The organism is Streptomyces sp. NPDC037203 (assembly GCF_055605065.1).
This window is the reverse complement of the sequence record NZ_JBVJUC010000001.1, coordinates 142,876-165,245: the sequence shown is the minus strand read 5'-3', so window position 1 is coordinate 165,245 and position 22,370 is coordinate 142,876. Positions and strand designations below refer to the sequence as shown.

The 22,370-nt window shown below is 69.3% G+C and carries 24 protein-coding genes and 3 pseudogenes; 15 read left to right on the top strand and 12 right to left on the bottom strand.

The annotated features are described in order from the left end of the window. Positions 1 to 72: 72 nt before the first annotated feature. Both ACZ7EC_RS00765 and ACZ7EC_RS00760 read right to left on the bottom strand, forming a co-directional pair. Positions 73 to 594: pseudogene (locus ACZ7EC_RS00765) on the bottom strand (AAA family ATPase); the annotation flags it as partial. A gap of 124 nt (positions 595 to 718) precedes the next feature. Next, on the bottom strand, positions 719 to 1,480 hold the full coding sequence (locus tag ACZ7EC_RS00760) for a maleylpyruvate isomerase family mycothiol-dependent enzyme (protein ID WP_471055820.1): 762 nt from the start codon (positions 1,478 to 1,480) through the stop codon (positions 719 to 721). A gap of 149 nt (positions 1,481 to 1,629) precedes the next feature. On the opposite strand from ACZ7EC_RS00760, the pseudogene ACZ7EC_RS00755 reads away from it, so the two are divergent. Beyond that, positions 1,630 to 2,007 (top strand): annotated as a pseudogene (locus tag ACZ7EC_RS00755) (carotenoid oxygenase family protein); the annotation flags it as partial. A 108-nt stretch (positions 2,008 to 2,115) separates the two neighbouring features. On the opposite strand, the gene ACZ7EC_RS00750 reads toward ACZ7EC_RS00755, so the two are convergent. From ACZ7EC_RS00750 to ACZ7EC_RS00730, 5 genes are all read right to left on the bottom strand, one after another. Next, complete coding sequence (locus ACZ7EC_RS00750) at positions 2,116 to 2,985, bottom strand: class I SAM-dependent methyltransferase (protein ID WP_471057758.1); 870 nt, start codon at positions 2,983 to 2,985, stop codon at positions 2,116 to 2,118. Positions 2,986 to 3,379: 394 nt separating this feature from the next. After that, positions 3,380 to 4,522 carry a serine hydrolase domain-containing protein gene (locus tag ACZ7EC_RS00745; RefSeq protein ID WP_471057755.1) on the bottom strand — a complete coding sequence of 381 codons (1,143 nt, stop codon included), beginning with the start codon at positions 4,520 to 4,522 and terminating at the stop codon, positions 3,380 to 3,382. Positions 4,523 to 5,476: 954 nt separating this feature from the next. After that, a complete protein-coding gene (locus ACZ7EC_RS00740; protein WP_471055817.1) occupies positions 5,477 to 5,752 on the bottom strand; it encodes a DUF4190 domain-containing protein in 276 nt (91 codons plus the stop codon). A 2-nt stretch (positions 5,753 to 5,754) separates the two neighbouring features. Next, positions 5,755 to 5,916: a hypothetical protein gene (locus ACZ7EC_RS00735; RefSeq protein WP_471055815.1), complete on the bottom strand. Its 162-nt coding sequence runs from the start codon at positions 5,914 to 5,916 to the stop codon at positions 5,755 to 5,757. A gap of 360 nt (positions 5,917 to 6,276) precedes the next feature. Continuing rightward, the gene (locus ACZ7EC_RS00730) at positions 6,277 to 6,996 is read right to left on the bottom strand and encodes an SDR family oxidoreductase (protein WP_471055812.1); all 720 of its coding nucleotides are present in this window, start codon (positions 6,994 to 6,996) and stop codon (positions 6,277 to 6,279) included. A gap of 164 nt (positions 6,997 to 7,160) precedes the next feature. On the opposite strand from ACZ7EC_RS00730, the gene ACZ7EC_RS00725 reads away from it, so the two are divergent. After that, entirely contained in the window at positions 7,161 to 8,213 is a 1,053-nt protein-coding gene (locus ACZ7EC_RS00725; protein ID WP_471055810.1) for an Lrp/AsnC family transcriptional regulator, read from the top strand. A 218-nt stretch (positions 8,214 to 8,431) separates the two neighbouring features. Here the strand turns inward: ACZ7EC_RS00725 and ACZ7EC_RS00720 are convergent, their stop codons facing one another. Next, positions 8,432 to 8,605, bottom strand: coding sequence for a CsbD family protein (locus tag ACZ7EC_RS00720; RefSeq protein ID WP_471055807.1), 174 nt, complete (start codon positions 8,603 to 8,605; stop codon positions 8,432 to 8,434). A 139-nt stretch (positions 8,606 to 8,744) separates the two neighbouring features. Between ACZ7EC_RS00720 and ACZ7EC_RS00715 the strand changes: the two genes are divergently transcribed. From ACZ7EC_RS00715 to ACZ7EC_RS00685, 7 genes and pseudogenes are all read left to right on the top strand, one after another. Next, complete coding sequence (locus ACZ7EC_RS00715) at positions 8,745 to 8,915, top strand: hydrophobic protein (RefSeq protein WP_471055804.1); 171 nt, start codon at positions 8,745 to 8,747, stop codon at positions 8,913 to 8,915. Between the two features lie 424 nt (positions 8,916 to 9,339). After that, entirely contained in the window at positions 9,340 to 11,454 is a 2,115-nt protein-coding gene (gene glgX, locus ACZ7EC_RS00710) for a glycogen debranching protein GlgX (RefSeq protein ID WP_471057753.1), read from the top strand. A 232-nt stretch (positions 11,455 to 11,686) separates the two neighbouring features. Then, entirely contained in the window at positions 11,687 to 11,833 is a 147-nt protein-coding gene (locus tag ACZ7EC_RS00705) for a hypothetical protein (RefSeq protein WP_471055802.1), read from the top strand. After that, positions 11,830 to 12,435 carry a PRC-barrel domain-containing protein gene (locus tag ACZ7EC_RS00700; protein WP_471055799.1) on the top strand — a complete coding sequence of 202 codons (606 nt, stop codon included), beginning with the start codon at positions 11,830 to 11,832 and terminating at the stop codon, positions 12,433 to 12,435. Before ACZ7EC_RS00705 ends, ACZ7EC_RS00700 begins: the two co-directional genes overlap by 4 nt. After that, the gene (locus ACZ7EC_RS00695) at positions 12,432 to 12,857 is read left to right on the top strand and encodes a PRC-barrel domain-containing protein (RefSeq protein ID WP_471055796.1); all 426 of its coding nucleotides are present in this window, start codon (positions 12,432 to 12,434) and stop codon (positions 12,855 to 12,857) included. Before ACZ7EC_RS00700 ends, ACZ7EC_RS00695 begins: the two co-directional genes overlap by 4 nt. A 1,005-nt stretch (positions 12,858 to 13,862) precedes the next feature. After that, positions 13,863 to 14,246: a hypothetical protein gene (locus tag ACZ7EC_RS00690; protein WP_471055793.1), complete on the top strand. Its 384-nt coding sequence runs from the start codon at positions 13,863 to 13,865 to the stop codon at positions 14,244 to 14,246. Between the two features lie 34 nt (positions 14,247 to 14,280). Continuing rightward, a pseudogene (locus ACZ7EC_RS00685) lies at positions 14,281 to 14,448 on the top strand (IS701 family transposase); the annotation flags it as partial. A gap of 327 nt (positions 14,449 to 14,775) precedes the next feature. On the opposite strand, the gene ACZ7EC_RS00680 reads toward ACZ7EC_RS00685, so the two are convergent. Next, positions 14,776 to 15,768: a substrate-binding domain-containing protein gene (locus ACZ7EC_RS00680; protein WP_471055790.1), complete on the bottom strand. Its 993-nt coding sequence runs from the start codon at positions 15,766 to 15,768 to the stop codon at positions 14,776 to 14,778. Between the two features lie 97 nt (positions 15,769 to 15,865). Here ACZ7EC_RS00680 and ACZ7EC_RS00675 point away from each other — a divergent pair, with 97 nt between their 5' ends. Continuing rightward, positions 15,866 to 16,504 carry a TetR/AcrR family transcriptional regulator gene (locus ACZ7EC_RS00675; RefSeq protein WP_471055787.1) on the top strand — a complete coding sequence of 213 codons (639 nt, stop codon included), beginning with the start codon at positions 15,866 to 15,868 and terminating at the stop codon, positions 16,502 to 16,504. 291 nt (positions 16,505 to 16,795) lie between these two features. Here the strand turns inward: ACZ7EC_RS00675 and ACZ7EC_RS00670 are convergent, their stop codons facing one another. Continuing rightward, complete coding sequence (locus ACZ7EC_RS00670; protein ID WP_471055784.1) at positions 16,796 to 17,143, bottom strand: VOC family protein; 348 nt, start codon at positions 17,141 to 17,143, stop codon at positions 16,796 to 16,798. A 210-nt stretch (positions 17,144 to 17,353) separates the two neighbouring features. On the opposite strand from ACZ7EC_RS00670, the gene ACZ7EC_RS00665 reads away from it, so the two are divergent. Then, the gene (locus tag ACZ7EC_RS00665; RefSeq protein WP_471055781.1) at positions 17,354 to 17,848 is read left to right on the top strand and encodes an NUDIX domain-containing protein; all 495 of its coding nucleotides are present in this window, start codon (positions 17,354 to 17,356) and stop codon (positions 17,846 to 17,848) included. 356 nt (positions 17,849 to 18,204) lie between these two features. Here ACZ7EC_RS00665 and ACZ7EC_RS00660 read toward each other — a convergent pair whose 3' ends face one another. Both ACZ7EC_RS00660 and ACZ7EC_RS00655 read right to left on the bottom strand, forming a co-directional pair. After that, positions 18,205 to 19,053, bottom strand: coding sequence for an NmrA family NAD(P)-binding protein (locus ACZ7EC_RS00660; RefSeq protein ID WP_471055778.1), 849 nt, complete (start codon positions 19,051 to 19,053; stop codon positions 18,205 to 18,207). Further along, on the bottom strand, positions 19,050 to 19,475 hold the full coding sequence (locus tag ACZ7EC_RS00655; protein ID WP_471055775.1) for a nuclear transport factor 2 family protein: 426 nt from the start codon (positions 19,473 to 19,475) through the stop codon (positions 19,050 to 19,052). The genes ACZ7EC_RS00660 and ACZ7EC_RS00655 overlap by 4 nt, the downstream gene beginning before the upstream one ends. A gap of 86 nt (positions 19,476 to 19,561) precedes the next feature. Here ACZ7EC_RS00655 and ACZ7EC_RS00650 point away from each other — a divergent pair, with 86 nt between their 5' ends. The 4 genes from ACZ7EC_RS00650 to ACZ7EC_RS00635 all read left to right on the top strand — a co-directional run bounded on the left by ACZ7EC_RS00650 (position 19,562) and on the right by ACZ7EC_RS00635 (position 22,359). Continuing rightward, positions 19,562 to 20,203 carry a TetR/AcrR family transcriptional regulator gene (locus ACZ7EC_RS00650; protein WP_471055773.1) on the top strand — a complete coding sequence of 214 codons (642 nt, stop codon included), beginning with the start codon at positions 19,562 to 19,564 and terminating at the stop codon, positions 20,201 to 20,203. A 154-nt stretch (positions 20,204 to 20,357) separates the two neighbouring features. Continuing rightward, the gene (locus ACZ7EC_RS00645) at positions 20,358 to 20,585 is read left to right on the top strand and encodes a hypervirulence associated TUDOR domain-containing protein (protein WP_471055770.1); all 228 of its coding nucleotides are present in this window, start codon (positions 20,358 to 20,360) and stop codon (positions 20,583 to 20,585) included. Between the two features lie 6 nt (positions 20,586 to 20,591). After that, entirely contained in the window at positions 20,592 to 20,924 is a 333-nt protein-coding gene (locus ACZ7EC_RS00640; protein WP_471055767.1) for a DUF3140 domain-containing protein, read from the top strand. A gap of 250 nt (positions 20,925 to 21,174) precedes the next feature. After that, complete coding sequence (locus ACZ7EC_RS00635; protein ID WP_471055765.1) at positions 21,175 to 22,359, top strand: spore photoproduct lyase family protein; 1,185 nt, start codon at positions 21,175 to 21,177, stop codon at positions 22,357 to 22,359. Positions 22,360 to 22,370 lie beyond the last annotated feature (11 nt).

The following is a 22,370-nucleotide window of genomic DNA, read 5'->3' as shown; positions in this document are numbered from 1 at the left end:
CGCCTGCGCCGCGGTCGTCACACCAGGTCGGTCGCCAGGTTCCGGGGGGGACCAACGCGCGCCTGGAGTGCGCGCCTTGACGCTCTCTGCGATCCGCTGGGCGGTCTGAGCGGGTGTGAGGTGCGTGGTGTCCACGACCTCGGCCTCGGCGTGCAGCCACGTGCGGGCGGCCTCTGCGTAGGGCTCCAGGTATCGCAGACGGAACGGGGAGTCGGGGCCGAGAACCGTGTCGCCCGCGATGCGCCCGCGAAGGGTGTCCTGGTCGGCATGGAGAACGAAATGTCGTACCTCAATGCCGTGTTGGGCAAGGCCCGAGCTGATCTCGCGCCAGTACGACTCGACCAGGACCGTCATGGGTACGACCAGGGTGCCGCCGGTGTAGTCGAGGACGCGTCGGGCCGTCTCGACCACGAGCGGCCGCCAGGGCGGCCAGTGCTGGAAGTTGTCCGTCGCGGGCAGCCCCGGCTTGATGTCCATGAGTGTCTCGCCGACCTTCTCGGCGTCGAACACCCGTGAGTCCGGGATCAGTTGCTGCACGAGCGCGCTGGTCGTCGTCTTGCCTGCGCCATGGGTGCCGTTGAGCCATACGATCATTCACCTGAAGCTAGCGTCCCGCGCGCCATAGGGCAGGCAGAGTGGTAAATCCAGCCTGTTGGCACGGCCTTGCTCCGCGATATCCGGCCGAAGATGCCGCGGACACGGAACTGCCTCGGCCTGACTACTCCTCGGGCTCCCAGGCGATCAGCCGCTCGAACACCTGCTGGTCGCCCTCGATCTTCAGATCGCTCAGCGTGAGACGGCCCCAGACGAAGAGGAGCAGTTGCTCGGCCGTGCCCGTGGCTGAGGCGGAGGCGGGCGCGGCGCCGTCCGTGAGGGGTGCGGGCCAGGCGCCGGTTCCGTCCAGCGCGAGGAGCCAGGAGCGGCCTTCGGTCGCGTGGTAGTGGATGGTGGCGGCTTCGTGCGGCCAGGCCGCCGGGGTGGAGTTGCAGGTGTCGAGAAACTCGGCCACGCCGTCGAGCGCGACGTCCGCCGGCATCGGCTGCACCGCGCCTGCGGCGAGCTGGGCGTCGTACGTGTGCACCAGCACCTCGTGCACCCGGCGCCGGGCAACGCCCCAGGCATTCGCCGGCGACACGCCGGCGCTCCACCACGCCCAGCACTCGCGCTCCGGGCCGGCCTCGCGCAGCGCAGTCAGCAGCAGCTCGTTCGACTCGGCGTACCAGGCCAGCAGCGCCTTGAGCTCGCATGGCACCTCTGCGGCGTCCTTGGCGGGCGGAGCCTCGGCCGGGCCCGCGGCGACGATGGCGGCCCACCAGCGCTGGCCCGTACCCAGGTGCCGCACCAGATCGAACAACGTCCACTCGGGGCAGGACGGCACCGGCGCGTCAAGGCCGGGCGCGGCGGCAACCGCACTCCGGAACGCGGCCGACCGCTCGTCGAGCAGTTGCAGCAGGGCGGAGAACTCAAGACGGTCTGTCACATCGCTTGCCTATCACCCCGGCGCAGCCGACCGCACCCTATTTCCCAGGCCGTCAGCTGCGGGATGTCAGAGCACCGGCTGGAGAGCCTGGTCGTAGCGTCGTAGTCATATCCCGTTCCTGAGAAGACAGAGGACACCGCACCGTACGCCACAGCCGTTACCTCTACACCATCAGCGAGAACGCGATCATGAAGTACGACACGGTCGCGGGCACCAGTACGGCCTACGGCACCGGCGCGGGCACCGCACCCGGACAAGCGGTCTTCGTCCCGGCGCACGACGCCTCCGAGGAGGACGCCGGCTGGCTGCTGCCGATCGTCTCCCACGGCCCGGCGGCCCCATCGCAACTGCTGGTTCTCGACGTCCACGATCTGACCCGGACGGCGACCGTGGAACTCCCGCGACGCGTCCCCGCCGGCTTCCACGGCAGCTGGATACCAGGCACCCCGCGACACCGGCGACCACGCGGGCCGGAGCCGTCGGCCCGGCCGCGAGGACGACCGCGACACCCACATCACGCGGTGTAGCCATCGTCTGATGGCAGGACAGTCAGCTCTTTCGCGGGTCCCTACGCTGCGCCCACGACCGAAACCTTGGCCGCCGACGTTGCCCATGCTGCCGATGAGCGATCAAGGTCAAGCGAGATCGCTCAAGGATTGATGACGCGGGACGAATTGGGCGAGCCCGCGGCTCCGGCGAGCCGCCGAGACCAGTCCGCCAGGTTGCTCCTCCCGCTGTGGCGGGGTGCTGATCGGGCGGCCGTAGGCGGCAGCGCGCTCGCGCAGGGTGTGGGTGTCGGCCTCCCAGCCGTGCCCGGCCAGCCAGCCAACCGGGTCGTCGGGCATCTCCGAGACCCACATGGACGCCGCCGATCCCGGCGCGGCATCCGCGCCGAAGCGCTCGATCACGCCGCGCGAGCCCAGCGTCAGCCCCATCCGACTGCCTGCCGCCGACTGCGCGCTGATCCGGGCCATCAGCAGTTCGACCGCGTCCTCGGGCAGATAGATCAGCAGTCCTTCGGCGATCCACACGGTCGGCACCGCCGGGTCGTGCCCCGCGGCGGCCAGCGCGCCTGGCCAGTCCTCCCGCAGGTCCGCCGCGACGGTGATCCGCTCGCAGCGTGCGACGGCCCGCTCCTGGCGCAGTACCGAAGCCTTGAAGTCCAGCGGCGCGGCGGTGTCGACCTCGAACAGCCGGGTGCCCTCGGGCCAGTTCATCCGGAAGGCCCGGCTGTCCATGCCGGCGCCGAGCAGCACGACCTGCCGGATCCCGGACGCGGAGGCCTGCTGCAACAGGTCGTCGAGGAACTTCGTCCTGATGACGATGGAGAACGACACGGCCAGCCGACGGTGGCGCGCGGCCTCGTCATCGGGCAGCGGCGGCGAGGAGGACCACAGGCCGCCGGCAACGGCAAAGGCCCTCGCCAGTGGGTCGCGGAACAGCGCGTTCTCCCGCTCGGTCTCCAGCGCCCGCACTCGGGCCACCCCCACCGCCGTGGCCCACACTCCCGACGGCTGCACCCGCTCCTGCTCATCAGTCACCGCGCCAGCCTAGACGCCACCGGCAAGTCGGCCGAACGGGGGAGGCCCCCACTCAACCGCGCGGCGCCCTCGACGATCACGCCGTCCTCCGCCGCCGTCGCCGACGGGGAGACCTCGTCCACACTCCCAAGGATCGCCACCCGCTACGTCAAGACCGCCGAGCCCTCCCGAGCAGCCGTCACCCTCGACTCGCTCCGGAACCGACGGTGAGGCCGGCTGGCGCCTCTGCCGCCTGCGAGCACGCTGTGGCAGCGCGGCGATCATCGTAGAGAAGAGGTGGTGGCCGCCGAGCGCGTCCATGGGGCGGACACGACGAGTCGGCGCTCTCCTGGGGCGTGGCCCACGGGCGAGCGGGGGGCTATGGTCGCGCGTTACAGAACTCGGCGTCGACGACCCGCTGTTCGTGCACGTTCCAGTCCCCGTTGAAGTTGAGTGCCAAGGCGTGCCTGCCGTCGGCGGTCGTCAGGGCTTCCGATATCGACCCCTGGATGCCGCCGTTGTGACCCCACACCTCGACACCGCAGGACAGCTTCAGCTTCATGAGGCCGAGGCCGTAGGAGAAGCCCGGCGCCTGCGGGATCGGCACGGTGGTGGTCATCTCCTTCAACTGGCGCGGTTCGAGAAGGTTTCCGGAGAGCAGCGCCCGGTAGAACCGGATGAGATCGGGCGCGGTGGTGACGATCTCCCCGGCAGCGCCCGCCAGGGACGGGTTGAGTTCGGTGACGTCGTACGTCTTGCCGCCCGGTTCGCCGGGGCCCGCGAGTTCCCCGGTCAGTTTCGAGTAGGCCCTGCCCGCCGGCCCGGGCAGAGACGACCGGGTTCCCGGCAGGACGGTGGAGTCCAAGTGGAGGGGACGCAGGATGCGCCGTTCGATCTCGTCGGCGTACGAGCGGCCTGTGACCTTCCGGATCACCATGCCCGCGAGGACGTAATTGGTGTCGGAGTAACTCCACGCGTCGCCGGGGGCGGAGCTGGGCTGGTGGGTCATGGCGAGCCGGACGATTTGCCCCGGCGTCCAGGTGTCGTAGCGATGACGGAGGAAGGCGGTGCCGAACTCGCGCCGCTTGAAGTACTCGTCCTCGGTGTAGCTGTAGACACCGCTGGTGTGGTTGAGGAGTTGGCGCAGGGTGATCTGCCTGCCGTCGTGTCCGTGTCCCTCGACCAGTCCAGGAAGCCAGTGGTCCACGGTGTCGTCCAGACTCAGCCTTCCTTCGGCCTCCAGTTGGAGCATGACCGTGGCCACGAAAGACTTGGTGATGGAGCCCGCCCGGAACCGGTCCTCGACCCGCGGTGGCCTCCCCGTCCGCAGGTCTGCGGTACCGGCGCGGCCCGCCCAGGAACCGTGCCGGTCCTCGACGACCGCGACACCACCGGGCGGCCCGTCCCGCACCACTCCGTCGAGGGCCTCCTGAGTGGCGCGGTGACCACCCGCGACCTCCATGGCGTGAGCCGCCGGGGCGGGCATCGCCAGACTGGTTGCCATGACCGCCGCCGCAAGCATCCCGGCGGCGCCGAGCCGCAGTCTCCGCGCCCTGCGCACCGCGCATCTCGGGCACCCGTCCGACGCCTTGGCGGCCCGGTCGCCAGGCATCGCTCCCCACCTCTGGGGCTCCTCCCGTCCGGCAGGACGCGGATTGTCCGCTGCATGCGCGCGCTGGAACACGGAATTACTCCTCTGAGATCGGTGGGTGACGGCTGCTGCGTACGATCGAGTATCGACGGGTCGGACCGCGCTGAGCAGCCTGCTGTCCACCGGTTGCAAGGTGGGGAAAACCCCCGAACGTACGGCGGCGGGCACCGGCACCCGGCGAGGGTTGCGGCGCATGCTGCGCGAGCACACCCGTCAGATCAGGGGAGCGGCCGAGGAGTTCGGCGCCGGAGCCGTTCCCCCGGCGACGCGGTGAGCGTGTGTGCCGGACATCGCGGGGCAGGCGGGCCATCCGAGCCTGGTGCGGCCTGAGACGACGCAGGCGGAACGGGCAGCCACTCATCCGCAGACTGGCGGGGCGCCTTCCTCCCCCGGTTCGGACGGCGAACCGGGAGTCACCCTGGCCGGTGTCCGCCTGGGAATGATCTCGGCTGGGCCAGGTGACGTACGGCCCAGCGGGGCTGCTGTCACGTTCGGTTCTGCCGTTGCCCCGCAGGCTCCCGTGACGGCGCATCTTCTTCTGTTCTGCCGATGATCCGGCGCCTTGGAAGTAGACTTCACCGCCTCCCACCTGGGCCGCCTCGCCGACATCAGCGCGATCGGCCTCGGCTACCCGCACAACCTGTTCGCGAGCGACCACATCCGCGCGGTGACCCGAGGTGAGCTGAAGACCCCCGACCCACCGCTGACGTGCCCGCCCTCGGCTGCTGCTGTGGCCGGTACGAGATCACGAGCGACGTTTCCCCGGCGGGGGTGCGCCGAAACTCAGGGGACGCCCGTGGGCGGCACCGGGGTGTCCCGGAGTGTTCAGCCGCCCCAGATCGTCCAGTTGGTGGTTCCGTGGGCGGAGGCCAGGACGGTGAAGAGGACCAGGTCGGCGATGCCGAGGCCGAGTCCGAGCTGTGCCCGGAAGCGGCGGGGTGTGTCCCGGCGCAGGGCGAGGACGGCGAGCACGATGGCGATGGGGCCGAGGACCAGGTTGAGGACGAGCAGTCCGAGGAGTCCCAGGACGAAGGAGGCCACGGCCATGCCTTCGGTGTCGCGTCGGCCGGTGCGGGCGGAGGGTGGTGCGGTCAGGCGCATGGTCAGGCCCTCCTCGACCGGCGCCGGCGCCGCTCGCGTCCGGCGAACACGACGAGCCAGCCGGCGATCACGGCGCCGGCCAGCAGGGTGACGGGCCACGGGAGGTAGGCGGCCGAGCCCAGAATGATGCCCAGCAGGAGCAGGGCGACGACCAGGAACAGCACGCCTACCTCCTCGGTCCGACGGTGCCGGCGGCGGAGGGCGGTTCGCCGCCGTGTCCGTACGGCGGCCTCTGCGGCCGTTTCGTCAACGCGTCCATGACATCGCCGGATACCCGCCGACGCGCGCCTCACGCACCGGAAGCACCACCGACCGCACTGTGTCCCGCACGGAGGCCAGCACCCCAACTTCTGCCGCCCGCCCGCCCGCCCGCCCGGCCTCGGCCCCCGCTCCTGCGCGAGCCGCGGGCCGCGCCGACCAGGCCCCGTCGACTACCCGGTCGTCCGGGCCGTCGCACCGCAACGACCCATGCGGGTGGCTGCCCTCGAAGCGGGGGAGTGGCCCTCTCGAATAGGACTCGTGTATTACCAGGGAACGGTGCGGCCCCGGTAGTCAAGGAATTGAAGGCCGGGGGTGCCGAATTGAGCGAGCATGACGTTCACCAGCCGGGGAATGCTGTCCTCGATAGCGAGAGGGGCGTCCGATCCTCCCAGTTCCGTGCGGACCCAGCCGGGCGCCATGACCAGCAGCGTGCGTGCCGGTTCGGGCTGGCGGACCGCGAAGCTTCGCATGAACTGGTTCAGGGCCGCCTTGCTGCCTCGGTAGACCTCTCGCAGGCCGGTCTCGTTGTTGGCGATGCTGCCCTGACCGGAAGACATCGCACCGATCAAGCCAGTCGGGGTGACGAGATCCTGCAGGAATTCGATGACTCGCATCGGACTCAGCGCGTTGGTGAGCATGACCTCGGTGAATTCCTCGGTCGTGACCTCACCGATGGGAATGTGTTCGTCCCGAGTGGTGATTCCCGCGTTGACGAACAGGATGTCCAGCACTCGGCCGTCCAGACGCCTGCGGAGCGCCGCGATCTGCTCCGGCTCGTTGATGTCCAGCGTTTCGATCTCCATCCTGTCGCCGACGGTCTCGGCGAGATCGTGGAGCCTGGTTCGCGGGCTGCCCGGCCGGACCGTGCCGATGACGTGCCATCCCTTGTCGAGGAGCTGCTCGGCGATGGCGCAACCCAGCCCGCGTCCGGCGGCGACAATCAAAGCGGTTGGGGGAGTTTCGTTCGAGGTGGGAGCAGACATCAGGCCAGAGTCCTTCGTTGGTTCGTCGCTGCTGAGGGACAGGGAACCGCAGATCGAGCCGGCTCGGGCTGCGACTCCCCGTTCCTTCCGTCGTACTCGCGCAAGCCTCGGCCATGTACGGCGCGCAACGGCTCGAGGACGGTGCTCTCTGTAGCATGACCGTCATGTCGCGTCCCGAGATCGCTGATTCCGGCATATTGGAGCCGGATGATGTGCGAATCCTCCGCGCCCTCCAGATCGATCCACGGGTCGGGTTCGCGACCGTCGCGAAGGTCCTCGGGCTCTCCGAGCCGACCGTCGCCCGCCGATACCGCCGTCTGCGGCGCGCCGGGGCGGTCCGGGTGATCGGGGTCGTCGATCCGGGAGCGCTCGGGCAGAGCAAGTGGATGGTGCGCCTGCGCTGCCGGCCTGGCAGTGCCACGGCCATCGCCGAGGCACTGGCGCAACGCGACGACGTCAGCTGGGTCGCCCTGAACGCCGCCGGCGCCGAGGTCACTTGCGCCGTGCGCTCGCGGTCGCAGGAGCAACGCGACGACCTGCTCGGGCGCAGGCTTCCCCGCACGGCCGCTGTGCTCGAACTGCAGGCATCGATGCTGCTCCGTCAGTTCGTCGGCGGGCGCGGACACTACTGGGCCGCACTCGCCGGGACCCTGACCCCCGAAGAGGAGTCAGCCCTGGGGTCCGGCGGCAACCCGTTCACCGAACGGCCGGTCATGAGGAATCAGCCTTCGCGGCTCAGCGCCGAGGACGAGAAGCTGCTCGCGGCCCTCGCCGCCGACGGACGAGCCAGTCTCGTCGCCCTCGCGGCCGCGGCCGATCTCACTCCGGGCCGAGTGTCACGACGTCTGCACGCGCTGCTTTCCGGCGGAGTGGTCCACATCGACGTGGAGATCGCCCCAGCGGCCCTGGGATACCGGACCCGGTCGAACCTGTGGCTGCGAGCCCACCCGGCCAGGATCAAGGCCGTGGGGCGGGCCATGGCGCAGATGCCCGAGGTGGGATTCGCCGCCGCGGTGTCCGGACCGTACAACCTTCATGCCGTTGTGCAGTGCCGCGATGTCGACGAGCTGTTCGAGTTCACCACCGACCGGGTAGGAACCCTGCCCGGTGTCGAGAGCATGGAGACCAGTCCCATTTTCCGCCAGATCAAGCAGGCCGGCACCCGCCTGGACGGTGACCGTCTGACCGACCCGCCGAGCGAGCAGGACCGCCACTGACACCTCCGGCGGACAGACGACCGGGTCGGGCTTCACGACCGCAGGCGTACGAACCCCCGGCAGCTCGCCCCTCTTGGGGCCATGGCTTGCCCCGCAGCCTCGCAAGAGGCGTCCCAAGGAGAGCGTGCTGATCGTCGAAGAACCACGGATATTCCGCAGGGGGCCTCCCGTGAACGGGAGGCCCCCTGAATTTTGGAGAAAGAAGGATGCGAAGTACGTCAGTGCTTGAAGGCGTCCTTCGTCTTTTCCTTGGCCGCGCGGGCATCGCCGGTGCTCTTTTCAGCCTGGCCCTCGGCGGCCATCCGGTCGTTGCCGATGGCGCTGCCCACGGCCTCCTTGGTCTTGCCCTTGGCCTGCTCGCCCGTCGCCTTGGCCTTCTCACCGGCGCTCATGAAAGACAGCCTCCTCGAAATCCTCGTTCGGTCTTGCCGTGACCGGCTAGTGCCCCGGCTCACCCCTCGTAAACAAAGGTGGCGGTGAGGAATTTCCTCCGCGAGGGAGGGCATACGGCGGCTCAGGAGGTTGATATCCATGGTTCCCCTTTTGCTCGTCCTGCTTCTCGCGCTCATCCTTTTCGGCGCCGGGTTCGCCCTCAAGATTCTCTGGTGGGTGGCTCTGATCGTCCTGGTGGTATGGCTGCTCGGCTTCGTCGTGCGCTCCACGAATGCCGGCGGCGGCCGTGGCCGCTGGTACCGGTGGTGACCTGACACCGCACGCATCTGCCCCATCCAGGGCCCGGCCGATGACCATGCCGGGCCCTGGAAGCATGTCCGGGCGCCGACCGGGCGCTGCGCGCATGTCATGCGCCAGTGCTTCGCCGCTCACCGCGGTCGCGGCGTCGCGCTGCTGGTCGTTCTGAACGGGACGCCGCAAGCCACCAACGTGTCACCATGCGGGCATCCGCCCCGGTCTCCACCCGCTCCCGCCACCCAACCCGTGTCCCCGGCGCGGCAGTTGCTTCACGCCCCGGCAGCGGTCTTCACCGCCGACATGGGCCGCGGCGGCGGAGCGGGCACTCGGAGAATGCCCGCGGCTGGACCGGGCAGAAGTGAACGGCGGGCGTGGGCTTCCCACCATCCTGCTCGGGAGGGACGTGATCATGCGTATCTGGCAAGAGCGCACGAAGATGGGTCCGCGGCCAGGCAGGATGTCGCCGCTGGGCGCCACCTTCGACGGCGCCGGGACGAACTTCGCCGTGTTCTCCGAAGTCGCGCAGCTCGTGGAGCTGTGCCTCTTCGACGAAGACGGCACGGAGGAGCGCGTCGCGCTACGAGAGGTGGACGGCTTCGTCCACCATATCTACCTGCCGGATGTCGGGCCCGGCCGGCGCTACGGGTTCCGCGTGCACGGTCCTTGCGATCCGCGGCGAGGCGATCGCTGCAATCCGAACAAACTGCTGCTCGACCCCTACGCCAAGGCGATCGAGGGCGAAATCCACTGGAACGAGGCCCTCTTCCCCTACCGCTTCGGGGACGTCGAGCGGCGGAACGACCTGGACTCCGCGCCCTACACCCCCAAGTCGGTCGTCGTGAACCCCTACTTCGACTGGGGCAGCGACCATCCGCTGCGGACCCCGTACCACGAGACGGTCATCTACGAGGCCCACGTCAAGGGCATGACCCGGACCCACCCCGCGATCCCGGAGGCCATCCGCGGCACGTACGCCGCGCTCGCGCACCCGGCCACGGTCGACTACTTCACCAAGCTCGGTGTCACCGCGGTGGAACTCATGCCGGTCCATCAGTTCGTGCAAGACCACGCCTTGGTGCAGAAGGGACTGTCGAACTACTGGGGGTACAACACCATCGGATTCTTCGCACCGCACAACGCCTACTGCTCCTCGGGGCAGCGGGGCGAGCAGGTGCAGGAGTTCCGTTCGATGGTCAAGACCCTGCACGAGGCAGGCATCGAGGTGATCCTCGACGTCGTCTACAACCACACCGCGGAGGGGAACCACCTCGGTCCGGTGCTGTCCTTCAGGGGTTTGGACAACGCGGCGTACTACCGCCTGTCCGACGAGGACCCACGCTACTACTGGGACACCACCGGCACCGGCAACAGCCTGCGGATGAACCATCCGCACACCCTGCAGCTGATCATGGACTCGCTGCGCTACTGGGTGACCGAGATGCACGTCGACGGCTTCCGGTTCGACCTGGCCGCCACCCTGGCACGCCAGTTCCACGCCGTCGACCGACTCTCGTCGTTCTTCGACCTCGTCCAGCAGGACCCGGTCATCTCCCAGGTCAAGCTCATCGCCGAGCCGTGGGACGTCGGCGACGGCGGCTACCAGGTCGGCAACTTCCCCCCGCTGTGGACCGAGTGGAACGGCAAGTACCGTGACACCGTGCGCGACTTCTGGCGCGGCGAGGGCGGCACCCTGGGGGAGTTCGCCTCCCGCCTGACCGGCTCCTCCGACCTGTACCAGAGCGACGGCCGCCGCCCCTACGCCTCGGTCAACTTCGTCACCGCGCACGACGGGTTCACCCTGCGCGACCTGGTCTCGTACAACGGCAAACACAACGAGGCCAACGGCGAGGGCAACCGGGACGGCGAGAACCACAACCGCTCCTGGAACTGCGGCGTGGAGGGCCCCACCCGAGACCGGGACGTCCTCGCCCTGCGCGCCCGGCAGCAGCGCAACCTTCTCGCCACCCTGCTGCTCTCCCAGGGCGTGCCCATGCTGCTGCACGGTGACGAACTGGGCCGCACCCAGCTCGGCAACAACAACGCCTACTGCCAGGACGGGACGCTGACCTGGATCGACTGGGCGAACGTCGCCGAAGGCAGCGAACTGCTGGACTTCACGCGCAGGCTGATCAGCCTGCGCCGCGACCACCCGGTTTTCCGCCGGCGACGCTTCTTCAAGGGCCGGGTGGCGCGCGGAACCAGTACCGACGGCAAGGACATCACCTGGTTCACCCCCGCCGGGCGCGAGATGACCGACACCGACTGGGACACCGGCTTCGCCAGGTCGCTGATGGTCCACCTCAACGGGAAGGCCATCACGGAACCGGACCTGCGCGGCCTGCGCGTGGAAGACGACTCGTTCCTCATGCTTTTCAACGCCCACAGCCAGGCCCTGACCTTCACCATCCCCGAGGAGACGGGACGGTGGTGGGCGGTGGAGGTGGACACCGCCATCCCCTACACGGAGTACCGGCCACTGATCAAGGCCGGCAGCGAGGTCGAGGTCGAGGCCCACGCCATGCTCGTCCTGCGCGGTCACCAGGACGGCTGACTCCCGGCTTTCGCGGGCTCCGGTCCGTCACCACGGGGCAGGCGTCAGGCCGATCACACAGGCCGCGTCACGCCCTGGACGCGGCCTGGACCCACGGGCCTGTCGACAGCCGGGCCGAAGAATCCGGGGCGGCCGCGGAGGAAGGCGTGCAACCCGCCTGCGCGGGAAGCCGGAAGCCAGGGAGGCGCCACAAGAGCGACGCTCTGGGCGCAGACGCAGAAGGAGGTCGGCGATGGAATGGTCTGGCTGGATTGTCTTCTTCATCGCGGTGGCGGTGTTGCTGGCCGCGGTGGCACTGGTGGTCCAGGCCAAACGCCGTAGCGGAACGGTGATCGCCATGCGTTCGGGCCGCAGGCCGGGCGGGGAGGGATCGCGATGATCACTCCACTGCTCGCCTCGGAACTGACCAAGCGGGTGGTCGTGACCCTGAGCGGCGAGGCGGTCGCCCAGGTCAAAGACGTCGTTTTCGACTCCGGAGCAGGCCGGATCAGCGGCTTCACGCTGAGCGGGCGCGGCCTGTTCGCCGGTCCGCTCAAGGTGAGCCTGCCGTTCTCCGGAGTCCACGCCATCGGACCGTCCGCCGTGATGATTCCCAGTACGGCGGTCCTGGCGGAGCGGAAGGCGGTCCTGGCGGCCCATGAAGCCGAGCACGGCGACGTCATCGGCGCACCGGTCCTCACCGACCAGGGAACCGAAACGGGCACGGTCCTGGACGTCGTGATCGAGGCCGGCGGCAGCGGTCGTGTGATCGGTTTCGAGATCGCCATGAAGGAGAACACCGAGCACGAGAAGCGCAGGGCGTTCATTCCGCGCGGAGAGGAGCTCGCCGTCTCCGGACGGGCCATGGTCGTCCCCGCGCACGCCCGCCACTTCGTCGCGGAGGACCTGCCCAGCTTCGGAGCCCAGGTCGAGGCGTTCCGCCGGTACACCGCACGGCCGTCCCACCTCACACCGACGACCATTGAGGAGGCCCAGGCATGAGGCTGTTGAGTCAGACCCGTGGCCTGCCGGTGATCACGGCCAAGGAGGCGGAACAACTGGGCCGCGTGCAGGACCTGACCCTCGACCCGCACACGAGGAGCGTCGTCTGCGTGCGGCTGTCCGGAGCCCCGAAACACGCGTCGACGATCGCATGGGACCTGGTCGAAGGTGTGGGACAGGACGCCGTCGTGGTACGGTCCGCCGCCTCCGCCGGTGTCGGCCGGGACGACTCCCCCACCCACCACGAGATCCTCGGCAAGCGGCTCCTCACGGAACACGGCACCGCGCACGGCACCGTCAAGGACATCGCCTTCGACCCCACCACCGGGCACATCCAGACGCTGTACACGGCCCTGGGAGACATCTCCGGGGACCACCTCCTGGGCATCGGGGGGTACGCGGTCGTCGTACGCGGTGTCTGACTGATCGTCTGCTGAATGAACTTTCTGCAAACGGACCGTCAGTTCGGCTGCGAGGGGCTATTGGGCGGCGGGGTTCTACGGGTTGAGCCGAGGCACGATAGTTGTCACAAAGGCAAGCTGATGGGCACGGACGCGGTGAGCGCGACCAGAGCGAATGACGTGCTCCGCGACCGGCGCGGTCGCGGAGCATGCCGCAAGGACCGGTTCAGGGAGCGACGAGCTGGTGCTCGGCGCCGATGCCGGAGTCTGCTCCTCGGTAGATCGTCAGCTCGCCGTCCGACCACATGACGAACATGTCCATGCGGTCGTCGGCCACCGGGCCGTCCGGAGCGAAGTAGCCGGAGGCGATGTCCGTGGCGTGCTTCCATGTCGAAGCGGCGGGCAGGACGACGGGCGCCGGCTTCCGTCGCTGTCGGAGTACGAGGAGTAGGACGTGTCGTCGCTGTGGCCGCCGGTCTGACAGCCACCGGTCACACCGATGACCTTGGGGTCGTCGCCACCGATGATGAACGGGCCGACGGAACGGGGTACGACCACCCCAAAGCCCGCGTCATCGGCTACCCCCGGCTCCCGGACGACGACGTCACGTACAAGCCCCACCAGGATCGTCTCAACCTCATGCCTCCCCCATGCTGATACAGGGACAGATACACAAGGCCGCTGGAGGCAACCAAAGAAACGTAATACAGCTCTAACTGCGCGGAACGTGGGAGGCGTTGGGAGAGGAAACGGGGCATGCGCGCACCCTCACGGACACGGTCGGCCAGGCTCATCGCCGGAGCAGCTTTCCTATGCCTAGCCGCCGTTGCCTGTGGTGGCGGCAGCGCGAAGCCGGAGTCCTCCGCGTCGCACACCACTGCCGAGCACGCTTACACGGCCGCGTACGCAGCAGGTTGGCGTGAGGGGAAACGGATTTTCGAAGACGGTGGCAAGGGGGCCGCGGTCCGCGAGGTGGTGTGGGGTGGCTGCGTACGTCGATCTCTGACGGCCCGGCCGCACGCTGTCGTGGAGAAGGACCGTGGAGCTTGGGTACTGGGCTGCCAGCAGGGGGTGGGCGCCGGATCGGACCGTCACCCGCCTGCCGGGCCGGTGACGCACCGTGAAGCCGACCCGGACCTGTCGAGCCGCTTCCGCTCCTGGGCCTCTGCGCACGGAGAGGACCAGTCGGCCCGGCACGCCGGCAAAGTGGTCCTCGTCCACCTCGGGAAACGGGACTACGACGTCGAAGTCGCCAGCACCTACACCGCCAAGACGGTGAAGGCGCAGGTCCGGACGCTGGCCGACGCGTTCGCGACCTGGTGGGACGGCGACGACGGCGACGGGACTGCCTGGAACCTCATCGTCACTGATCCCGCCGGACAGCGCCTGACAACCCGCAACCTGCACTGACCGGACCGTTGGTGACGTGTGGTCAGTCCTAACTGAGCCGCGTGAGTCGGCTCTGTCCTCTATATGTCGGCTGATCGGTCCGCTGCTGCGCGAGAACGGCCGGACCCTGGCGGAGGAGGGTGGCTGCGCGGGGCCCGATCGCATCCAGCGGATGTCGAACCGGATCGAGTGGGACGCCGATGAGGTGCTCGACGACATGCGGAGGGACCCGGTTGGCCGGTGTACGCCGGCAGTACGACGGCGCCACGCCCACGCCTGCCTGACCGCCCGCGAGTTGGATGCCCGTCCCGCCGGCGTGGAAGCCGACTGCGGGGTGCGGGCCGCCCCGACGAAGGGGCCCAGGACGCGATCGGCCTGGCCGAGATCACGGCGCCGCCTCATGGCGCTGAATCGTCCCAGGTCGGTATCCACGTCAGTGGCGACTCCTCGAGCATGTCGAGCACAACGGCCCACGGGTGTCGAATGGTCTGTTGCCGGGAGATCGTGGGGCAGGCGATCCCGCGACGGTGGCTGAGCGGTTCTGGGCCGCTCAAGTGTCGAGGAACTCCTGAACGAAGATGTCCTCGCTCGTCAGCAGGCGCTTGGAGAGACCCTGCTCGTAGTGGTAGCGCAGAAAGGTGTCGACGGCCTTGCGGTTCGCGGCCAGCCCATAGGGCCACCAGTCCTCGCCCAGCAGGTCGCGATTGCTCTGGAACAGGCTGCTGAACCAGGGCGTGAGCAGGCTCATGTGCTGCTTCGAGGCGCCCTGGAGGTAGGCGCGTTCGGTCAGGTTCTTGGCCTCGACGAAGGCGCGGTAGACCGATCGCAGGTCCTCGGTGCGGTGCACCAGCTCCTTGCGGACGGCGACGATGTGCATCGGGGGGAAGATCCCGGTGCGCCGGTAGTAGTCGCGCTCGACGTTCTCGTAGTCGGGGAAGAGGCGGGCGATCTTCGGTGAACCCCGCAGGAGGCTTCGGGGCACGTCCACCGAGATGAGCGCGTCGATCTCCCCGGACTCGAGCATGGCGCCGAGGGTGCGGCCGTCGGCGGCATGCCGCACGTGCACGCCGTCCGGCACCGGCTGCGGGAGCCAGTCGAACGCGGGGATGGGATGGTCGGTGCCGCCGATGACCCAGCGGCACTGGTCGACGGTCACGCCGTACTCGTCCGACAGGATGCCCTTGGGCCAGACCCCGGCGTCATGGCCGAAAAGCGCGAACTCGCCGAGCGTCTTGCCCGCGAGATCCCGCGGCTCCCGGATCCCGGCCTCGGTGTTCACGAAGATCGCCGAGTGCCGGAAGTTGCGGTTCGGGAAGATCGGCAAGGCCATGAACGGCGCGTCCTCCAGGTCGAAGGTACGCAGGAAGTAGGTCAGCCCCAATTCCGCGATGTCGTACCGGCCTTCGAGCATGCGCCGGAAGAGGTCCGAGACCAGCGGCTCCGTCTCAAGGGTGGCGTCCACCCCCTCGATCGACACGCGGCGGTCGAACAGCGCGTCGGTGTGCTCGTACCGGTAGGTGCCGATGGTCAGCTTGGTACCCATCAGAACGCCTCGCTTCCGTGAATGACCATTCATTTTACGATGGGCCTAGGTAGACTTCCTGTCAAGGTGAACGTTCATTTACTTAGGGAGGCCGGACATGCCGCGCATCACACCCGAGCACCGGGAAGCCAAGCGCGCACAGATCGTGGCGGCGGCGCGGCGGTGTTTCGCGCGGGACGGCTTCCACCAGACCTCGATGCCGGACATCGCCGCCGCGGCGGGAGTCTCCGCGGGCGCCCCCTACCGCTACTTCGCCGGCAAAGAGGAGATCATCCTGGCCATCGCCGCAGACGCCTTCCAGTTGATCTTCGAGCCGATGCAGCGGGTGGCCGAGACCGCCGAGGCCCCTTCGCTGGGCGACCTCGTCGCCGCGTCCTGGGAGGTACTCGGTGCCGAGAGCGTCACCGACGCCGCAGGGCAAGCGGTGCCGGTCGAGGAACTGCTGAGGTGTGTCGTACAGACCTGGTCGGAAGTGCTGCGCAACGACACCGTGCACGCCCGCGCCTTCGAGGGCTTCGAACGGGTCCGCCACAGCATCGCCGACGCCCTGCGCCGCGGGCAGGCGGCAGGAGCGGTTCACACCGCGGACCCGGAGAGTGGCGCACGGATGTTGATGGGTCTGTTGCACGGATTCCTGCTCCAGCGCGTGGCCTTCGGCTGGACCGACACCGGGGGCTGCGCCGACGCCATCCGGGGATTGCTCAACGGCCCCGAGCGACCCAGCGAGGCTCCTTGACGAGCGCAGGAGCTGAGGCTGGCTTCGCCGCGCGCGTGCCGTGGCGGCGCTGCTGTGTTCCGCACCTGGCAGCGGATCGTCAATGCGCTGAGCCCAGGCCGACGCCGGAGACCTCACCACCTGGGACTTCGGCATCTACTCCACCGTGTGCCGGGCCCACCGGTACGTCGCCGGAGCGAGGTAGGGGCCTTGAGACCGAGCCGTCCAGCGGCATCACCGTCGAGGCGGATGACCACGGCCTCGGACGCTCGCGCGGGGGCGTGCCCACCAAGCAGGCGCGCGGGACGGCCGTCAGCGGTGACCCAGCACGTTGACCACCCGTCCGCTGGGGTCACGGACGAAGAAGCGCCGCACGCCCCACTCCTCGTCCTGCAAGGGGTGAATGATCTCCGCGCCGCTCGCCCGCATGACCGCGTAAGCCGCATCCACGTCGTCCACCTCGATACTCATGTCGGGGGCGACAGGTGCGGTCTTGTCGCTGGTCATGACGCTGATCTGCGCTGCCGGGCTGGACGGGGACGCGAGCGTCATGATCCAACCGTGGTTCATGACCTCCTCGAAGCCCAGCCGGCCATAGAACTCCCGGCTCTCCTGCGCGGCCCCCGACTGGATGTTGGGCACGACACGGCGAACGGCCATCGACGACTCCACACAAGAAGGAAGGTGTCCCTGTCTCCTCAGGAGTACTACGACACGCCAACCGCCGCAGGCCCTTTCGATACATGTCCAGGGCGTATCTCCACACGGGCGGGGCATGGTTCCGGCGATCTCCGCTCCGTCCCGTGCCCCCTCCGGTACCGGCATCGCCGGAGGTCCCACCGCCTGGCCGCCAGCGGCTAGCGTATCCGGATGCCGTCTGTGAACCTGCGCCGCTCAGTCCGGGCCATCATTCTCGACGAGGACGAGCGCATCCTCCTGTGCCGGCTCTCGCTTCCGGAGCCGGCGGGAACCGTGGTGTGGGCGGCTCCCGGCGGAGGGATCGAGGCGGGTGAGACACCGCTTACCGCGCTGAGCCGCGAACTGCGGGAGGAGGTCGGGCTTGCCGTCCCGGCCGGTCCGCCGCACGTCTGGCACCAGGAAGTCGTGGCCCCCGGACATGCCGAGGGCCACGACGGCGTCGTCAACGACTACTTCCTCCTCCGCGCTGCCGCGTTCGACCCGAGCGGAAGCCTGTCCGCCGTCCAGCTCGCCGCGGAGAACATCAGCGCTCTGAAGTGGTGGCACCCGCGCGAGATCGCGTCGTACGCCGGTGCGGACCTGTTCTCCCCGCGCGACCTCGGGTCCCTCCTGACGGCATTGATCACCGCCGGCGCTCCATCCGAGCCCATCCGGCTCGGCCTGTGAACGGGCGCTCCCCGGTATGACGCGAGGACCGGGGGAGCGGCGCCGGGGCAGAGGCATCGTGCCACACGGCGCGCGGACATCAGGGTGCCGACCGATCTCGCTCGGCCCCCCGCCCCTTACGGGCCCGTACGGTGCGAACCCACGGCACGCCATCGCTGGCACCCGCTGGGACACCCCGCTTTCACGGAGCAGCGCGAACCGCTGACCAGGAACCTGGGCGGACACCAACAGGCGCTTCCCGCTCGCCGCGCCCGAGCCGCCGTGGACGACCGAGCCGGGATCAGGCGGAGCCCCGAGCCGGGATCAGGCGGAGCCCCGGAGATTGCGCGGAGCCCTGCACCGCAGCCTCCGGCACCTCAACTGCCGCCTTGCATCTCGGTTTCGACAAGGGCCCGGAAGGAGCGCGGAGGCCGACCCGTGAGGCGCTGGACGGTGTCGGTGACGCGGTCCTCCGCCCCTTCGGCGATGGCTCGGTCCATGCCGGCCAGCATCGCGGCGAACTCCACGGGTATCTGAGTCGCCAGTCGGTCGCGCATCTGCTCGTAGGACAGCCGGCGGTGGGCCACGGGCCGGCCGGTGACCTCGGTGATGGTCATGGCGATCTCGTCGTAGCCGAGTGCCTCGGGGCCGGTGAGGACGAGGTCGGTGTCCGGGGCCTGCGCGTCGGTCAGGGCGCGGACGGCGACGGCCGCGATGTCCTCGGCGTCGACGAAGCCGACCCGCCCGTCCCCGGTGGCGGTCCAGATGATCCCTTCGTCGCGGATGCTGCGGGCGTGCGCGTGCGTGCCGGTGAAGTTCTGCATGAACCACGAGGGTCGCAGCACCGCCCACTGTTCGAACAGGCCGGGCAGGGTCTGGTGCACTGCTCCCACCGCCGGTCCGCCCTCGGGGATCGCCGAGGAACTCAGCAGCACCGCACGGCGCACGCCCGCGGCGCGGGCCCGCCGGAGGAACGGCAACATGATCGTCGCCGGGTCGGACTCGCCCGGAGGCGGTATGAGGTGGACACGGTCGACTCCGTCGAGGGCGGCCGCGTGGGTGGCGGGGTCGTACCAGTCGAAGGCGACCGGCTCGGCACCGGCGACCGCGGTCGCCCGGCGGCTGGCGGCCTTGACGCGGTGACCCACGGCCGTCAGCTGCGCGACCGTGCGGCTGCCGGTGGTGCCCGTGGCGCCGGTGACCAAGGCGGCGGCGGTGGTGGTCATCGGCTGCTCCCGGTGAAGTCGGTGCCGGCTTCCTGGAGGGCGAGGGGGTTCCAGTAGTCGCGGTAGGAGGTGATGCGCCCATCCCGAACGGTCACGACGGCGATGTACGTCATGTCGAAGGGAGCACCGGTCTCCACCACGCGGCCGACACCGCGCATCTCGACCACGATGGTCGACGGATCGGTCGTCTGATGGATGCGCACGTCGGGGAAGTCGTGCAGATCGATGTGGTCGGGGTAGTGGCGCATGTAAGCGGCGACGGCCTCCCTGCCCTCCAGTCGCCGGGGCCAGCCGTCGGGGGCGAAGGGAAACTCCATGACGCCGTCCTCGGCCCACAGGGCGACCCAGGCGGCGATGTCTTTGTCGAGCAGTAGTCGCAGGCTGTGCCGGTACAGCTCCGCGGGGGAGGTCGGTGCGGACATGGGTGTCCTCCAGCTCTTAGAATCCGGACTGTGGGTCCGTTTTGAAGATACGGACCACGGGTCCGCTTTGCAAACGGAGGAGCAGCATGACGGAGCGCAAGTCCCGCAAGGACGCCGCTCGTAACCGGGAGGCCGTGCTCGCGGCCGCCGACGATCTCTTCACCCGCTGCGGCAGCCCCGACGACATCACCATGGCCGGTGTCGCGGCAGCGGCCGGCGTCGGCAAGGGCACGGTCTTCCGGGCCTTCGGCGATCGCGCCGGGCTGCTCCGCGCGCTGTACGAGGTACGACTCGAACCGCTCAGGGAGGCCGTCGAAACCGGCCCGCCGCCGCTGGGGCCCACGACCCTGCCGCAGGACCGCGTACCCGCCCTGCTCGACACCCTCCTGTGCTTCAAGCTCGACAACCGGCGGCTCGCGCTGGCCCTGGAGGGCGGCGGTGGCAGCGGCAGTCCGTACCACGCCGAGCATTACGAGCGGTGGCACCGCCTGCTCCGGGTCGTACTGGAGCAGATCCCCGGCCTGACCGACAGCGACTTCACGGCCCACGCCCTGCTCGCCGCCACGCGAGCCGACCTCGTCGAGCACCTGGCCGGAGAGGAAGGCGTATCGCGGGAGGATCTGCGCACACAGCTGGCGAACTTCGCCACCACGTTCCTGGCCGGCGGCTCGGACCGTGCCGACCTGCCGATCACCACGACGGCGCCTGTCAGGCGGGAACGTGGCTAGTCGCGGTAGGCGTCGACGGCGCGGTCCCATACCTCTTCCCGCGCCCTCTGTGCCCGCGGTGCACTCCGGGGCGGGCGCGTCGCGGAATCGGCCGGGAGCCGCCACGCTGGAGAAGCGACAGCGGACCACAACAGATGTGCGAAGGAGGGTCGGCGTGACGAAGAAGCGCGATAAGGGCAAGGAACTGAAGAAGGGTGATCACGTCACCTGGCGCAGTCACGGCAGCCAGGCGGAGGGGCACGTGGAAAGGGAGATCACCGATCGGACACCGGCCGCGGGCCGCACGGTGGACGCGTCGCCGGACGATCCGCAGTACGAGGTGCGCAGTGAGAAGTCCGGCAGGACTGCCGTGCACAAGCCGTCCGCGCTGAAGAAGAAGTGAGCCGGTGTGGACGACGACGCGCGCGAGGAGATCGGTCAGGCATTCGGCGAGCTGGTGAACATGACACCGGCCCAGCTGGAGAAGTGGCTCGCTTCCGACCAGTCACGCGGTGCCGGGCAGCACAAGGACGGCGGCGAGTCGACCGGGCACGCCTCCGGCCGCCGGATCGTCGAGATCCTGCGGTCGAGGAAGGCCGATCTTTCGGAGGACGACTACCTTCACATGCGCAAGGTCGTGGGTTACATCCGGCGGCACCTGGCGCAGCGCCCTTCGGGCGACGTGCAGGACACCAGGTGGCGGTACTCCCTGATGAACTGGGGACACGATCCGCTGGCGTGAAGGCCACCCGCTTGACCGGCGCTTTCGTCTGTCAGACACCGAGCCGCCGGACGCGTCGGGCAGCAGTCTCCAGGCGCCTCGCGCCCGACCTCGAAGCATGCGCGACCGGAGCGCGCGGGCCGCGGTGCCGTCGGCTGCCACCGCACCTCCGCGACGGGCGTAGGCTTGGACATCGGCTGGTCGCCGCTTCGCCGCGGCCGAGCCGTCGCGCAATGTCCATCGCGCAAGTTCGTCACCTCCGGAGCCCGCCATGACCCGACCGTCTGCCGCGCCGGACGACGGTGGCGACGCGCTGTTCGGTCTGGACTCCCTCGTCGCGCCGGGTAGTCGTCCCGCCCCGCGGGCGGCGGACGGCGCCTTCCGGACCAGCGACGCAGCCCGCCGTCTGCTGCCCGTACGGCAGATCTACGCCGAGCCTGCCGCGGCAGCGTCACCGCGCGGCCGGCAGATCCTCGACCGGTTTCCGCAAGCTCGTGTGATCGAGGTCGACTCGCACTGGGGCATCCCCGGACTCCACGGCAACGAGGGCAACGTACGGCGCTGGATCCGTGTCAAGGGCGAGACGCTGATCCTCGGCGTGAAGAAAAGCCTGACCACCCGCCCCAACGGACGGTCCGCCGACTGGATCGCCCCGAGCCCGTCCAACGGTTGCGCGCTGGCCTGCTCCTACTGCTACGTTCCGCGCCGCAAGGGATACGCCAACCCCATCACCGTCTTCACCAACACGGACCAGATCATCGCCCACCTGGGCCGCCACGTCGCGCGACAGGGCAGGAAACACGAACCCAACCAGTGCGACGACACGGCGTGGGTGTACGACATCGGGGAGAACGGCGACTGCGCGGTGGACGCCCTGATCTGCGACAACACGGCGGATCTCGTGCACGCGTTCCGCCAGTGGCCCACGGCCAAGGCGTCCTTCGCCACCAAGTTCGTCAACCCGGACCTTCTGGGCTACGACCCGCGCGGCCGCACGCGCATCCGGTTCTCCCTCATGCCGACGGACGACTCGCGGCTCCTGGACCTGCGTACCTCGCCGGTCGACGAGCGGATCGCCGCCGCCGGGGACTTCCTGGACGCGGGCTACGAGGTGCACTTCAACCTCTCGCCTGTCGTACTGCGCCCCGGATGGCGCGTCGCGTGGGCCGACCTGCTGAGGAAGCTGGACGAAGTGCTGCCGGCGCGGGTCAAACGCCAGGCGGCGGCCGAGGTGATCATGCTCACCCACAACCAGGGCCTGCACGAGGTCAACCTCGCCTGGCATCCCAGGGGCGAGGACCTCCTCTGGCAGCCGCACCTCCAGCAGGCCAAGCGCTCCGAGAACGGTGCGCTGAACGTCCGCTACCGCAACCACGTCAAGGCACAGGCCGTGCACGACCTGCGCGAACTGATCGCGGCGCACGCGCCCTGGCTGCGGATCCGGTACGCGTTCTGAGCTTGTTCTTC

What these genes read in the sequence shown, in the direction of transcription:
- ACZ7EC_RS00745 (WP_471057755.1), bottom strand. Translation starts at nt 4,522, where the DNA reads ATGCTTGCGGCGGCGGTCATGGCAACCAGTCTGGCGATGCCCGCCCCG.
- ACZ7EC_RS00740 (WP_471055817.1), bottom strand. Translation starts at nt 5,752, where the DNA reads ATGCGCCTGACCGCACCACCCTCCGCCCGCACCGGCCGACGCGACACC.
- ACZ7EC_RS00730 (WP_471055812.1), bottom strand. Translation starts at nt 6,996, where the DNA reads ATGTCTGCTCCCACCTCGAACGAAACTCCCCCAACCGCTTTGATTGTC.
- ACZ7EC_RS00725 (WP_471055810.1), top strand. Translation starts at nt 7,161, where the DNA reads ATGTCGCGTCCCGAGATCGCTGATTCCGGCATATTGGAGCCGGATGAT.
- ACZ7EC_RS00720 (WP_471055807.1), bottom strand. Translation starts at nt 8,605, where the DNA reads ATGAGCGCCGGTGAGAAGGCCAAGGCGACGGGCGAGCAGGCCAAGGGC.
- ACZ7EC_RS00715 (WP_471055804.1), top strand. Translation starts at nt 8,745, where the DNA reads ATGGTTCCCCTTTTGCTCGTCCTGCTTCTCGCGCTCATCCTTTTCGGC.
- glgX (WP_471057753.1), top strand. Translation starts at nt 9,340, where the DNA reads ATGGGTCCGCGGCCAGGCAGGATGTCGCCGCTGGGCGCCACCTTCGAC.
- ACZ7EC_RS00705 (WP_471055802.1), top strand. Translation starts at nt 11,687, where the DNA reads ATGGAATGGTCTGGCTGGATTGTCTTCTTCATCGCGGTGGCGGTGTTG.
- ACZ7EC_RS00700 (WP_471055799.1), top strand. Translation starts at nt 11,830, where the DNA reads ATGATCACTCCACTGCTCGCCTCGGAACTGACCAAGCGGGTGGTCGTG.
- ACZ7EC_RS00695 (WP_471055796.1), top strand. Translation starts at nt 12,432, where the DNA reads ATGAGGCTGTTGAGTCAGACCCGTGGCCTGCCGGTGATCACGGCCAAG.
- ACZ7EC_RS00680 (WP_471055790.1), bottom strand. Translation starts at nt 15,768, where the DNA reads ATGGGTACCAAGCTGACCATCGGCACCTACCGGTACGAGCACACCGAC.
- ACZ7EC_RS00675 (WP_471055787.1), top strand. Translation starts at nt 15,866, where the DNA reads ATGCCGCGCATCACACCCGAGCACCGGGAAGCCAAGCGCGCACAGATC.
- ACZ7EC_RS00670 (WP_471055784.1), bottom strand. Translation starts at nt 17,143, where the DNA reads ATGGCCGTTCGCCGTGTCGTGCCCAACATCCAGTCGGGGGCCGCGCAG.
- ACZ7EC_RS00665 (WP_471055781.1), top strand. Translation starts at nt 17,354, where the DNA reads ATGCCGTCTGTGAACCTGCGCCGCTCAGTCCGGGCCATCATTCTCGAC.
- ACZ7EC_RS00660 (WP_471055778.1), bottom strand. Translation starts at nt 19,053, where the DNA reads ATGACCACCACCGCCGCCGCCTTGGTCACCGGCGCCACGGGCACCACC.
- ACZ7EC_RS00655 (WP_471055775.1), bottom strand. Translation starts at nt 19,475, where the DNA reads ATGTCCGCACCGACCTCCCCCGCGGAGCTGTACCGGCACAGCCTGCGA.
- ACZ7EC_RS00650 (WP_471055773.1), top strand. Translation starts at nt 19,562, where the DNA reads ATGACGGAGCGCAAGTCCCGCAAGGACGCCGCTCGTAACCGGGAGGCC.
- ACZ7EC_RS00635 (WP_471055765.1), top strand. Translation starts at nt 21,175, where the DNA reads ATGACCCGACCGTCTGCCGCGCCGGACGACGGTGGCGACGCGCTGTTC.